The sequence below is a fragment of the Streptomyces racemochromogenes genome, assembly GCF_039535215.1.
In the GTDB taxonomy this organism is placed as follows: Bacteria; Actinomycetota; Actinomycetes; order Streptomycetales; family Streptomycetaceae; genus Streptomyces; species Streptomyces racemochromogenes.
In genome coordinates this window covers 5,070,791-5,083,669 of record NZ_BAAAWT010000001.1, presented here as the reverse complement: position 1 = coordinate 5,083,669, position 12,879 = coordinate 5,070,791, and the positions used below count along the sequence as shown (strand labels likewise).

Annotated in this window: 12 protein-coding genes; 3 read left to right on the top strand and 9 right to left on the bottom strand. The window is 69.0% G+C overall.

Annotated features, from left to right (window positions below; translation table 11 throughout):
- Positions 1-16: 16 nt before the first annotated feature.
- The 4 genes from qcrB to ctaE form a co-directional block, all read right to left on the bottom strand.
- Positions 17-1,654, bottom strand: coding sequence for a cytochrome bc1 complex cytochrome b subunit (gene qcrB, locus ABD973_RS23375; RefSeq protein WP_125594496.1), 1,638 nt, complete (start codon positions 1,652-1,654; stop codon positions 17-19).
- Entirely contained in the window at positions 1,651-2,709 is a 1,059-nt protein-coding gene (qcrA, locus tag ABD973_RS23370; protein WP_125820893.1) for a cytochrome bc1 complex Rieske iron-sulfur subunit, read from the bottom strand. The genes qcrB and qcrA overlap by 4 nt, the downstream gene beginning before the upstream one ends.
- A complete protein-coding gene (gene qcrC / locus ABD973_RS23365) occupies positions 2,706-3,515 on the bottom strand; it encodes a cytochrome bc1 complex diheme cytochrome c subunit (protein WP_125594498.1) in 810 nt (269 codons plus the stop codon). The genes qcrA and qcrC overlap by 4 nt, the downstream gene beginning before the upstream one ends.
- 76 nt (positions 3,516-3,591) lie before the next feature.
- Positions 3,592-4,212: an aa3-type cytochrome oxidase subunit III gene (gene ctaE, locus ABD973_RS23360; RefSeq protein WP_007263684.1), complete on the bottom strand. Its 621-nt coding sequence runs from the start codon at positions 4,210-4,212 to the stop codon at positions 3,592-3,594.
- Positions 4,213-4,398: 186 nt separating this feature from the next.
- On the opposite strand from ctaE, the gene ABD973_RS23355 reads away from it, so the two are divergent.
- The gene (locus ABD973_RS23355) at positions 4,399-4,800 is read left to right on the top strand and encodes a DNA-binding transcriptional response regulator (protein WP_125594499.1); all 402 of its coding nucleotides are present in this window, start codon (positions 4,399-4,401) and stop codon (positions 4,798-4,800) included.
- Between the two features lie 97 nt (positions 4,801-4,897).
- Here the strand turns inward: ABD973_RS23355 and ABD973_RS23350 are convergent, their stop codons facing one another.
- The 4 genes from ABD973_RS23350 to ctaC all read right to left on the bottom strand — a co-directional run bounded on the left by ABD973_RS23350 (position 4,898) and on the right by ctaC (position 9,368).
- Positions 4,898-6,145 (bottom strand): L,D-transpeptidase, encoded by a 1,248-nt coding sequence (locus ABD973_RS23350; protein ID WP_345501914.1) that lies wholly within the window; start codon positions 6,143-6,145, stop codon positions 4,898-4,900.
- 126 nt (positions 6,146-6,271) lie between these two features.
- Positions 6,272-6,670 (bottom strand): cytochrome c oxidase subunit 4, encoded by a 399-nt coding sequence (locus ABD973_RS23345; protein WP_125594501.1) that lies wholly within the window; start codon positions 6,668-6,670, stop codon positions 6,272-6,274.
- Positions 6,667-8,397 (bottom strand): aa3-type cytochrome oxidase subunit I, encoded by a 1,731-nt coding sequence (gene ctaD / locus ABD973_RS23340; protein ID WP_125594502.1) that lies wholly within the window; start codon positions 8,395-8,397, stop codon positions 6,667-6,669. Before ctaD ends, ABD973_RS23345 begins: the two co-directional genes overlap by 4 nt.
- Entirely contained in the window at positions 8,394-9,368 is a 975-nt protein-coding gene (ctaC, locus tag ABD973_RS23335) for an aa3-type cytochrome oxidase subunit II (protein WP_125594503.1), read from the bottom strand. Before ctaC ends, ctaD begins: the two co-directional genes overlap by 4 nt.
- 304 nt (positions 9,369-9,672) lie before the next feature.
- Between ctaC and ABD973_RS23330 the strand changes: the two genes are divergently transcribed.
- Positions 9,673-11,055 carry a cysteine desulfurase/sulfurtransferase TusA family protein gene (locus ABD973_RS23330; RefSeq protein WP_125820895.1) on the top strand — a complete coding sequence of 461 codons (1,383 nt, stop codon included), beginning with the start codon at positions 9,673-9,675 and terminating at the stop codon, positions 11,053-11,055.
- 454 nt (positions 11,056-11,509) lie between these two features.
- On the opposite strand, the gene ABD973_RS23325 is transcribed toward ABD973_RS23330, so the two are convergent.
- Complete coding sequence (locus ABD973_RS23325) at positions 11,510-12,490, bottom strand: carbohydrate kinase family protein (protein WP_125594505.1); 981 nt, start codon at positions 12,488-12,490, stop codon at positions 11,510-11,512.
- 131 nt (positions 12,491-12,621) lie between these two features.
- Between ABD973_RS23325 and ABD973_RS23320 the strand changes: the two genes are divergently transcribed.
- Positions 12,622-12,837 carry a hypothetical protein gene (locus ABD973_RS23320; protein ID WP_125594506.1) on the top strand — a complete coding sequence of 72 codons (216 nt, stop codon included), beginning with the start codon at positions 12,622-12,624 and terminating at the stop codon, positions 12,835-12,837.
- The last annotated feature ends 42 nt before the right edge of the window (positions 12,838-12,879 follow it).

Genomic DNA, 12,879 nt, shown 5'->3' with positions numbered 1-12,879 from the left:
GCGGTCGTGCCGGAGATCAGTGGTGGCCGTGGCCGGACTGGATCTCCTTGTACTCCTCCACCGTGGGCTTCGGAATCTGGTTGTTCTCCGCGTAGAAGCCCTTGCTGAGCTTCGCCCGCAGCTTCTCGCCGCGCGTCACCTTGCGCTCGACACCGTTCTCGTCGACCGTCGGGCCGATCTCGATCGGCTTGTACTGCTCGTGCGCGGTGAGCTTGTGCAGGTGGCCCTGCGACAGCGGCTCGTGGACCTCGACGAACTCACCGTGCGGCAGGCGCTTGATGATGCCGGTCTCGCGACCGTGCAGCACCTTGTCGTGGTCGCGGCGCTGGAGGCCGAGGCAGATCCGCTTGGTGACGATGAACGCCAGGACCGGGACGACGAAGAAGCCGATCCGGACGAACCACGTGATCGAGTTGATCGACAGGTGGAAGTACTGGGCGAACATGTCGTTGCCGCCGCCGATGAGGAGCACGATGTACTCCGCGATCCAGGCGACACCGAAGGCCGTGCGGGTCGGGACGTTGCGCGGGCGGTCCAGGATGTGGTGCTCGCGCTTGTCGCCGGTGACCCAGGACTCGATGAAGGGCCAGACGGCGATGGCGCCGAGGACCAGCGGGAAGAGCAGCAGCGGGATGAACACGCCCAGGACGAGCGTGTGGCCCCACAGGTTGATCTCCCAGCCCGGCATGGCTCGGATGAGGCCTTCCGGCATACCCATGTACCAGTCGGGCTGCGCACCGGTGGACACGTGGTCCGGGCGGTACGGGCCGAGCGCCCAGATCGGGTTGATCGAGGCGATCGCCGCGATGGCCGCGATGACACCGAAGACCAGGAAGAAGAAGCCTCCGGCCTTGGCCATGTAGACGGGCAGCAGCGGCATGCCGACGACGTTGTTGTTCGTCTTGCCGGGGCCGGCGAACTGGGTGTGCTTGTGGAAGAACACCAGGATCAGGTGCGCGACCAGCAGGCCCATCATGATGCCGGGCAGCAGCAGGATGTGCACCGAGTAGAAGCGCGCGACGAAGTCGCCGCCCGGGAACTCCCCGCCGAAGAGGAACATCGACAGGTAGGTGCCGACGACCGGGACGGACAGGATGGCGCCCTGCATGAAGCGGACACCGGTACCCGAGAGCAGGTCGTCCGGCAGCGAGTAACCGGTGAAACCGGTGAACATGCCGAGGACCAGCAGCAGGAAGCCGAAGATCCAGTTGACCTCACGCGGCTTGCGGAACGCGCCGGTGAAGAAGACGCGCATCATGTGCACGACCATGGCCGCGACGAAGATCAGCGCCGCCCAGTGGTGGATCTGGCGGATCAGCAGGCCACCGCGGACGTCGAAGCTGATGTCCAGGGTCGAGGCGAAGGCCTCGGACATCATGACGCCCTGCATCGGCACGTACGAGCCGTGGTACACGACCTCGTTCATGCTCGGGTGGAAGAACAGCGTCAGGTACACACCCGTGAGGATGATGATGATGAAGCTGTAGAGGCAGATCTCACCCAGCATGAAGGACCAGTGGTCCGGGAAGATCTTGCGCATGTTGGCCTTGGCGAGGCCGTAGATGCCCAGGCGGCCGTCCGCCCAGTCGGCTACGCGCTCGCCGCGCGACGCGTTGCGCGCCGGGCCGGCCGAGGTGTTCGTGGAGGTGCTCATCCGCGCTCCCAGAATGCAGGACCGACGGGCTCTTCGAAGTCGCCGTGCGCCTCGAGGAAGCCTTCGTCATTCACACCGATCCGCAGCTGCGGAAGCGCGTGACCGGCCGGGCCGAAGATGACGCGGGCGCCGTCGGAGAGGTCGAAGGTGGACTGGTGGCACGGGCAGAGCACGTGGTGCGTCTGCTGCTCGTACAGGCTGATCGGGCAGCCGACGTGGGTGCAGATCTTGGAGAAGGCCACGATCCCGTCGTGGGACCACTCCAGCTCCTGCTTGTCCTTGATGTCCTCCGGCTTGATGCGGACGATCATCAGGGCGGCCTTGGCGATCTGCGTCTGGAAGTCGTGCTGGTCCTCCTCCAGGCCTTCCGGCATGGCGAAGGTCAGCGAACCGACCAGGACGTCCTCGGGACGCAGCGGCTCCATCGTGTTCTGGTTGATGAGCAGCTTGCCCTTGGACCACAGGGTCTTGCGCAGCTTGTCCTCGGGCAGCGGGCCCAGGTCGCGCAGGATCACGACGGCGGAGAGCGGCAGCAGGGCCAGCGCGCCGAGCATCGTGTTGCGGATCAGCGGGCGGCGGCCGATGCCGGACTCGTTCGCACCGTCGGCGAAGTCCTGCATGACCTTCGCCTTGACCTCCGGGGAGGCGGCGATCTCGTGGCGCTCGTCGGCGACCTCGACGTCGGACATCAGCGTGCGGGCCCAGTGGACCGCGCCGGCGCCGATGCAGAACAGGGCCGTGCCGAGCGTCAGACCCAGCGCGAAGTTCAGCGCGCTGACCTTCCCGACGGGGAAGATGAAAACGATCTTGTCGACGGGGATGGCCACGTACGCGGCGATGAAGCCGATCGTGGCGAGCATCGACAGCGTGAAGAGCATCGCGACCGTACGCTCGGACCGCTTGGCGGCCTGCTCGTCGATGTCCTGGATGCGCGGCCTGTGGACCGGGAGGCCGGGGTCCGCGAACGGGTCGTCCGCGACCGCTACGGCACCGTGGTGCGCGTCGCCCTGCTCGCTCGGCAGGTGCTTGTCTTCGGGAATGTCTTGGCTACTCATGACTTCTTGGCCTTAGCGGTGTGGGCCGCGACCCAGACGGCGACAGCGATCAGCGCACCCAGACCGAAGATCCAGCCGAACAGACCCTCGGAGACGGGGCCGAGGCCACCGAGCTTGAGGCCGCCGGGGCTGGTCGACTTCTCGCCGTTGACGTTCTGGAGGTACGCGATGATGTCCTTCTTCTGCTTCTCCGGCATGGTGCTGTCCGGGAAGGAGGGCATGTTCTGCGGGCCGGTGAGCATGGCCTCGTAGATGTGCTTCGGCTCGACGTCCTCGAGGTTCGGGGCGTACTTGCCGAGCGTCAGCGCGCCACCCTCGCCGGTGAAGTTGTGGCACTGCGCGCAGTTGTTGCGGAACAGCTCGCCACCAGCGGCGATGTCGGCACCGGCCGGGTCGTACTGCTTCTCGGTCGGCGTGATCGGGCCGGCACCGAGGGACGCGATGTACGCCGCGAGCTGGTCGATCTGGGGCTGGGTGTAGATGTTCGGCTTCTTCGGCACCTGGGCGCCGGGCTGCTGGGCGGGCATGCGGCCCGTGCTCACCTGGAAGTCGACGGCCGCGGAGCCGACGCCGACCAGGCTGGGGCCGTCAGTGGAACCCTGACCGCCGGTTCCGTGGCAGCTTGCGCAGCCCACGGCGTAGAGCTTCTTGCCCTCCTCGATGGCGAGGGACTGGGCGGTTTCATCGGCCTGCGCCTTGCCCGCGGGCGCGAAGGCGGCGTACAGCCCCCCCGTGACCGCCAGCGCGAAGAGTAGAACGACGACCGCCGCCAGCGGATGGCGTCGTCGTGCGGAGAGCTTTTTCACGGATTACCCCGGTGTCAGGATCTTCTGCGTCGGTGTTTCTGGACGGTGTGCCGAGCGGTACCCGGCGACGTGATCGCTACTTGATCAGGTAGATCGTCGCGAAGAGGCCGATCCAGACGACATCGACGAAGTGCCAGTAGTAGGACACGACGATGGCCGACGTGGCCTGTTCGTGGGTGAACCTCTTGGCCGCGTACGTCCGGCCGAGGACCAGCAGGAAGGCGATGAGACCGCCCGTCACGTGCAGACCGTGGAAGCCGGTGGTCAGGTAGAACACCGTGCCGTACGGGCCGGACGAGAGGGACATGCCCTCGTGCTTGACCAGCTCGGTGTACTCGAACACCTGGCCGCCAATGAAGATCGCACCCATGACGAACGTGATGATGAACCACGTCCGGAGCTTCTTCACGTCACCGCGCTCGGCGGCGAACACGCCGAGCTGGCAGGTGAGGGAGGAGAGCACCAGGATCGTGGTGTTCGTCGCCGAGAAGGGCAGATTCAAGGCCTCGGCCTGCTCTGTCCAGTACTCGGCACCCGTCACGGATCGCAGGGTGAAGTACATCGCGAAGAGGGCCGCGAAGAACATCAGCTCGGAACTCAACCAGATGATGGTTCCGACGCTGACGAGGTTCGGCCGATTGACCGTCGGGTGCGCGTGCCCGGTATCTACTGTCGTTGCTGTCGCCACGACCGACATTATGTCGGTCGCTTATCCCGCCCTCACCCCGGGGGGTGCCGTTCGGAGTGTCAGGGGGGTGTGCAAGGCCCGAACGGCCCATCAGCGGAGCGCTCGCGAGGCTTGCGGAACCGATGTTGACAGCCGGTCGGACGGAGTAGCATCCCGCGCATCATCAGCGTGATTCACGGCCGGGTGGAGGACGAAATGCGGGCGACTGCGCGGGTTCTGGTCTACAGCGACGACGCGGGCACCCGGGAGCAGGTGCGGCTGGCCGCCGGGCGCAGGCCCGCCGCGGACCTGCCGCCGGTGGAGTTCCTGGAGTGCGCCACGCTTCCAGCGGTCCTCAAGGAGCTGGACGCGGGCGGCGTCGACCTGTGCGTGCTGGACGGCGAGGCGGTGCCGGCCGGGGGCATGGGCGTGTGCCGGCAGATCAAGGACGAGATCTTCCGGTGCCCCCCGGTGCTGCTGCTGATGGGGCGCCCCCAGGACGCGTGGCTCGCCACGTGGAGCCGGGCGGACGCGGCGGTCACCCTTCCGGTGGACCCGGTCGAATTCCCCGCCACCCTCGCGGGGCTGCTGCGGTCGCGGCTGTCGTCGGCCGCCTGAGGCTGCTGGGGCGCCCGGGGCGCCCGGTTGCGGACCACGGGCCCGCTGCCCGGCCTGTCGGCCGGGCAGCGGGCCCGTGCGGCCTTCTGCGGGGCTCTCAGACGGTGGGGCGCAGTCGCGCCTGGTCGACGGGGCTGCGGCCTTCCTGGGTGCCTTTGAGGAGGGCGCTGCCCTCGCGCCACTCCTTCCACTCCATGTTCCAGTCGCCGAAGCCGTTGCCGAAGGTGTCCATGTCGTCGCCGATGCTGTTGATCACCTTGACGATGTCGCCCTCGGTGATGTTCTCGTAGAACCAGGCGGCGTTGCCGGTGCTCATGCCGGTGCAGCCGTGGCTGACGTTCTCGTAGCCCTGGGAGCCGACCGACCAGGGCGCGGCGTGCACGTACTCGCCGCTCCAGGTGACGCGGGTGGCGTAGTAGACGGGCAGGTTGTAGTACTCGCTGCCGCCGATGCCCACGGTGTCGCCGCGCATCTGGACGAAGTACTGCTTGCCGAGCACCACCTTGACCCCGTTGCGGGTGGAGAAGCCGGGCTTGCCGGTGGTCACCGGGATGGTGTTGATCACTTCGCCGTTGCGCTCGAAGGTGAGGTAGTGGGAGGCGGCGTCGGTGGTGACCTCGACGCGGTCGCCGATCTCCAGCTTCAGCGGCTTGGACGAGGCTCCGTGGAGCTCGTCGGAGACCTTGATGCCCTCCAGGTTGCTCCGTACGGAGACGGTGGTGTGGGCGGGCCAGTAGTCCTTCGGGCGGTAGTGCAGGTTCTTGTCGTCCACCCAGTGCCAGGCGCCCTCGACGCCGGCGGGCGCGTCGACGACCAGGGCCCGTTCGACGATGGCGCGTGCGGCCTTGTCCTTGACGGGCTCGTTGAGTTCGGCCGTGAGGGGCTGCCCGACGCCGTACTTGCCCTCGTCCGGGCCGAATTCGACCTTGAGGACCTTCTTGGCGGGGGTGGTCTCGAAAGTCAGCGTGCGCTGCCCGGGGGCGCCGCGCTGGTCCTCCGTGCTGACGAGGACCGTGTAGCGCACGCCCGCCGCCATGGGGACGGTGCTGTGCCAGCGGTCTCCCTTGGCCGACAGTTCGCCCGCCAGGCGGCGGCCGTGGGTGTCGACGGCCATCACGTCGGTGATCCGCGCCTCGGCTCCCTTGGCGGTGACCTCCAGCGGCTTGTCGGGGTCGGTGGGGCGGCCGCCCGGGGGCTGGTTGAAGACGATCTGGTCGCCCGCGTCGTACGGGCGGGCGGACAGCGGGTTGTTGTCGCCGGACCCGCATGCGGTGACGCCGGCCCCGAGGGACGCGACCAGCAGGGAGCAGCTGAGTACCGTCCAAAGACGCGGTGAGTGCTTCATGCGCCCAACGCTATGAAGATATGACAAATCCAGCGCGCGGGGTGACTGCAAACGAGGGGCCCGGACTCCTCCGAAAAGGTGTCCGGGCCCCTCAGTACTGCTCGTGAACGCTCGTACCGCCGGTGCTTACTGGTTCTGGTTCTCACCGCGGTAGTACTCGTACACCCAGCCCCACAGGCCGATCAGGATGATCGGGGCCGAGAAGTACATGAGCCACCAGCCGAAGACGACGCCCATGAACGCGAGCGCGCCACCGATGCCCAGCGAGAGCGGCTGCCAGCTGTGCGGGGAGAAGAACCCCAGCTCGCCGGCCTCGTCCGCGACGTCGGCCTCCAGGTTGTCCTGGGCCATCTCGTCCACGCGCTTGGCCGTGAAGGCCAGGTAGTAGCCGATCATGGCGCTCAGGCCGAAGGCCAGCGCGAGAGCGGTGGTTCCGACCGGCTCCTTCGACCAGACGCCGTAGACGACGGTCATGATCAGGATGAAGGCGGAGAGCCAGAGGAACATCTTGCCCTGGATCTTCACTTGCCGGCCTCCTTGCCACCGGTGACGGCCTTGGCCGGGGCGTGGTCCTCGAGGTGGTCGAGGGCCGCGATCTCCGGGTGGTGCAGGTCGAACGCCGGCGACTCGCTGCGGATGCGCGGCAGGGTGAGGAAGTTGTGCCGCGGCGGCGGGCAGGACGTCGCCCATTCGAGCGAACGGCCGTAGCCCCACGGGTCGTCGACCTCGATCTTCTTGCCGTACTTGGCCGTCTTCCAGACGTTGTACATGAACGGCAGGAAGGACAGGCCGAGCACGAACGAGCTGATGGTCGAGATCGTGTTCAGCATGGTGAAGCCGTCAGCCGCGAGGTAGTCCGCGTAGCGGCGCGGCATGCCCTCGGCGCCCAGCCAGTGCTGGACGAGGAAGGTGCCGTGGAAGCCGATGAACAGCGTCCAGAAGGTGATCTTGCCGAGACGCTCGTCCAGCATCTTGCCCGTGAACTTCGGCCACCAGAAGTGGAAGCCGGCGAACATCGCGAACACCACGGTGCCGAAGACGACGTAGTGGAAGTGCGCGACGACGAAGTACGAGTCGGAGACGTGGAAGTCCATCGGGGGCGAGGCCAGGATGACGCCGGTCAGACCACCGAAGGTGAAGGTGACCAGGAAGCCGATCGTCCAGAGCATCGGGGTCTCGAAGGACAGCGAGCCCTTCCACATGGTGCCGATCCAGTTGAAGAACTTCACACCGGTCGGTACCGCGATCAGGAAGGTCATGAAGGAGAAGAACGGCAGCAGCACACCGCCGGTGACGTACATGTGGTGGGCCCACACCGTCACCGAGAGGCCGGCGATGGCGATCGTCGCGGCGATCAGACCGATGTAGCCGAACATCGGCTTGCGGGAGAAGACCGGGATGATCTCGGAGACGATTCCGAAGAACGGCAGCGCGATGATGTACACCTCTGGGTGTCCGAAGAACCAGAAGAGGTGTTGCCACAGCAACGCGCCGCCGTTGGCCGCGTCGAAGACGTGCGCACCGAACTTGCGGTCGGCCTCCAGCGCGAAGAGCGCGGCGGCCAGGACCGGGAAGGCGAGCAGGACCAGGACACCGGTCAGCAGCACGTTCCAGGTGAAGATCGGCATGCGGAACATCGTCATGCCGGGAGCGCGCATGCAGATGATCGTGGTGATGAAGTTGACCGAGCCGAGGATCGTGCCGAAGCCGGAGAAGGCCAGACCCATGATCCACATGTCGGCGCCGATGCCCGGCGAACGGACGGCGTCCGACAGCGGGGAGTAGGCGAACCAGCCGAAGTCGGCGGCACCCGAGGGGGTGACGAAGCCGGCCACCGCGATGGTCGAACCGAAGAGGTACAGCCAGTACGCGAACATGTTCAGCCGCGGGAACGCCACGTCGGGCGCGCCGATCTGCAGCGGCATGATCCAGTTGGCGAAGCCGGCGAACAGCGGGGTCGCGAACATCAGCAGCATGATCGTGCCATGCATGGTGAACGCCTGGTTGAACTGCTCGTTCGACATGATCTGCGTGCCCGGACGGGCCAGCTCGGCGCGCATGAAGAGCGCCAGCAGGCCGCCGATCAGGAAGAACACGAACGACGTGACCAGGTACATCGTGCCGATGGTCTTGTGGTCGGTGGTGGTGAGCCACTTCACGACCACGTTGCCCGGCTGCTTGCGCCGCACCGGCAGCTCGTTCTCGTACGAGTCAGCTGCGGCGGCACCCTGGGATTCGTTGAGGATGCTCACAGTTTGTTCACTTCCGCATTCCGGGCGGGGTCAGTCTGCTTGATGCCGGCCGGCAGGAAGCCGGTCTGCCCCTTCTCCGCGAGCTCCTTCAGGTGAGCCTTGTACTCCGCCGGGGAGACGACCTTCACGTTGAAGAGCATGCGGGAGTGGTCGACACCGCAGAGCTCGGCGCACTTGCCCACGAAGGTGCCTTCCTGGGTCGGGGTGACCTCGAAGACATTGGTGTGGCCGGGGATGACGTCCTGCTTGAACAGGAAGGGCACCACCCAGAAGGAGTGGATGACGTCGTTCGACGACAGGACGAAGCGGACCTTCTCGCCCTTGGGCAGGAAGAGGGTCGGCCCCGGGTTGTTGGTCTGGGGGTTCCGGTCGCCGGGAACGCCCTTCTCGTAGACGCCCTCGGCGCCCGCCGGGAAGTCCTTGATGAAGCGGTCCGGGAGGGAGGCGAGTTCCTTGGGGGTCTCGCCCGCCTTCGGGGTAGCGGCATCGCCGTCGACGTTCTCGACGTAGTTGAAGCCCCAGCTCCACTGGAAGCCGATCACGTTGATCGTGTGCGCCGGCTTGGCGGAGAGGGAGAGCAGCTTCGACTCATCACGCGCGGTGAAGTAGAAGAGCACCGAGACGATGATGAGCGGGACCACGGTGTACAGCGCCTCGATGGGCATGTTGTACCGGGTCTGCGCGGGGACCTCGATCTTCGTCCGGCTACGCCGGTGGAAGATGACGCTCCACATGATCAGGCCCCACACCAGGATGCCCGTGATGAGAGCGGCCGCCCAGGATCCCTGCCACAGGGAGAGGATGCGAGGCGCCTCCTCCGTGACCGGGGTGGGCATTCCGAGGCGGGGGAAGTCTTTCCAGGTGTACGAGCAACCAGTGGCGGTCGCCAGGACCACGCCCGCAGTCAGCGCCTGCAGCAGCTTCCGCCGCATCGGGCGCCGCGGCGAGCGGTCGGAGCCGTAGGGACTCACGTAGCGCCTTCCCGAGAGTCTCGGCCCGCGCGGCCGGCCGCGGCCGTGTTCGGGTCGGTCGCCGGCCCTGACGCAGGCAGGGGTTTGGATGTTTATGCGGACCAAACCCTACTGGACGCTATTTGGGGTCGCGCGGGGAGGGTGCCCAACGCGCCGCTACTGCCCCCGAAGGGATGGATCCGCCGTACGGGGGACGGGCCGGACGGCCCTGAAGGGCGGGCTCCGGACGGCATCTGACGGTCCCTGAACCGGACGCGCGCGGGGCGGCCCCGCCCTGTCTGCGGCCGCCGTCTACCGTGGCCGGATGCCGTACTTCGACACCGCGTCCGCCGCTCCCCTGCACCCCGTGGCCCGGCAGGCGCTCCAGGCCGCCCTGGACGAGGGCTGGGCGGACCCCGCCCGACTGTACCGGGAGGGGCGGCGGGCCAGGCTGCTGCTGGACGCGGCGCGCGAGGCGGCGGCCGAGGCGGTGGGATGCCGCGCCGACGAGCTCGTGTTCACTCCTTCGGGGACGCACGCGGTTCACACCGGCATGGCGGGCGTGCTCGGGGGCCGCCGGCGGGTGGGCGGCCATCTGGTCGTGTCGGCGGTGGAGCACAGCTCCGTACTCCATGCGGCGGACGCGCACGCGGCGGCCGGCGGGACCGTGACGGAGGTCGCGGTGGACCGGCTCGGCGCGGTCTCCGCCGCCGGGTACGAGGCCGCGCTCGGCTCCACCACGGCTCTGGCGTGCCTCCAGTCGGCCAACCACGAGGTGGGCACGGTCCAGCCGGTGGCCGAGGTGGCCGAGGTCTGCGGGGCCGCCGGGGTGCCGCTGCTGGTGGACGCCGCCCAGTCGCTGGGGTGGGGCCGGGTGGAGGGCGCGTGGTCGGTCCTGGCGGCCAGCGCCCACAAGTGGGGCGGCCCGCCCGGGGTGGGCCTCCTCGCCGTCCGCAAGGGGGTCCGGTTCTCCGGCCAAGGGCCCGCCGACGAGCGGGAGTCGGGCCGCTCCCCCGGCTTCGCCAACCTGCCCGCCATCGTCGCGGCGGCGGCCTCGCTGCGGGCGGTGCGCGCCGAGGCGGACGCGGAGGCGGCCCGGCTGCGGATCCTGGTGGACCGGCTGCGGCGGCGGGTGGTCCGGCTGGTGCCCGACGTGGAGGTGGTCGGGGACGCCGACCGGCGCCTGCCCCACCTGGTCACGTTCTCCTGCCTCTACGTCGACGGCGAGACCCTGCTGCACGAGCTGGACCGGGCGGGGTACTCCGTCTCCTCCGGCTCCTCCTGCACCAGCTCCACGCTGACCCCCAGTCACGTGCTGCGGGCGATGGGGGTGCTGTCGGAGGGGAACGTACGGGTCTCCCTGCCGCGGGGCACCTCCGCCGACGAGGTCAACGGCTTCCTGGAGGTGCTGCCGGGCGCGGTGGCGGGGGTACGGGAGAAGCTCGGCGTCCCGGAGGCCGCGGCGTCCGTCCCCCCGGTGGCGGAGTCGGTCGAGATCGACGCGCTGGGCCTGCGCTGCCCGCAGCCGGTGATCGAGCTGGCCCGGGCCATCGCCACGGTCCCGGTCGGCGGCACCGTCACGGTCGTCTCCGACGACGAGGTGGCCCGCCTGGACATCCCGGCGTGGTGCGCGATGCGCGGCCACACGTACCTGGGCGAATCCCCGCGGGGGGCGGCGGTGGCGTACCGGGTCCGCCGCGAGGGCTGACGCCGTTTGCCGACGCGCCGGCCTCACGGCTGCGCCGGTTCGCGTGGCGGGGGCCGGCGGGTCGTGTGCGGGTGGTGTGCCGCTGCGCGGGCTGCTCCCCGCCCCACCCTTCGCCCGTTCCCCGGGGCTCCGCCCCGGACCCCGCGCCTCAAACGCCGGCGGGGCTGAAGTCAGCCCCGCCGGCGTTTGAGGCGACGGGCGCGGAGCGCCCGGAACGGGTCCGGGCAGTGCCCGGGGAACGGTGGAAGGGCGGGTAGGGGACCAGCCCCGCGCAGCGGCCCACCCGGCCGCACACGTCCACCGGCCCCAGCCACGCGAACCGGCCCCGCCCCGCAGGCCGCCGGACGGAGTCCGGCGCAGCGGCGCGAAGCCGGGGAGGCCCCCAGGGGCCGAGCCGCGCGAGCGGCGCGGGAAAAGGCGTGGCCCCCAGGGGCCGAGCCGCGCGAGCGGCGCGTCAGGAAACGGCCAGGTGCGCGCGGACCTCGGTGGCCGCCTCGTCGCCGTAGGCCTTCGTGAAGCGCTCCATGAAGTGGGCGCGGGCCAGGGTGTACTCCTGGGTGCCCAGGGTCTCGATGACGAGGGTGGCCAGCATGCAGCCGACCTGCGCGGCCCGCTCCAGGCCGACGCCCCAGGCGAGGCCCGTCAGGAAGCCCGCGCGGAACGCGTCGCCGACGCCGGTCGGGTCGACCTTCGCGGTCTCCTCCGGGCAGCCGACCAGGATCGGCTCGTGGCCGACGCGCTCGATGCGCACGCCCTGCGCGCCGAGGGTGGTGACGCGGGTGCCGACCTTGGCGAGGATCTCCTCGTCGGTCCAGCCGGACTTCGACTCGATGAGGCCCTTCTCGTACTCGTTCGAGAAGAGGTACGTCGCGCCCTCCATCAGGGTGCGGATGTTCTCGCCGTCCATGCGGGCGATCTGCTGCGAGAAGTCCGCCGCGAAGGGGATCCCGCGGGTGCGGCACTCCTCCGTGTGGCGGAGCATCGCCTCGGGGTCGTCGGCGCCGATGAGGACGAGGTCGAGGCCGCCCACGCGGTCGGCGACGGCCTTGAGCTCGATCTGCCGGGCCTCGCTCATCGCGCCCGTGTAGAAGGAGCCGATCTGGTTGTGGTCGGCGTCGGTGGTGCAGACGAAGCGCGCGGTGTGCAGCACCTCGGAGATCCGGACGGACTCGGTGTCGACCCCGTGCCGGTCCAGCCACGCGCGGTACTCGTCGAAGTCCGAGCCGGCCGCGCCGACGAGGATCGGGCGGCTGCCGAGCTGGCCCATGCCGAAGCAGATGTTCGGGCCGACGCCGCCCCGCCGCACGTCGAGGTTGTCGACGAGGAAGGAGAGGGAGACCGTGTGGAGCTGGTCGGCGACGAACTGGTCGGCGAAGCGGCCCGGGAAGGTCATGAGGTGGTCGGTGGCGATGGAGCCGGTGACTGCGATGCGCACGGCGTGGATGCTCCTGCGGAGGACGGCGGGTGACATTCAAAACTACCGGGTCCGCGCCCATACGCCGACCCGGCGAAACTACCCCGTAGTAGGACTTCCTTCGCCCAGGATGGCGCCCATACGGTGCCCCCATGACCTATACCGATGGCTTCGGGTACGCGGACCACGCCTTCGACGCGCGGCCCGGCTTCGCACGGCTGCTCGGCGACTGCGCCCGGATGGCTCCGCACTGGGCCGTGGAGCGGGAGCCCCGGCCGGGGCGGGTGGCGCCCTCGCAGATCCACGGGGTCAGGGTCCCGCCCGCCTCCGCCCGGCTGATCGCCGGTACCGCCGCGTACGGCGACTAGGGCTCCCGGCGCGTCCGGGGGAACGAGGGGAACCGGTTTCGC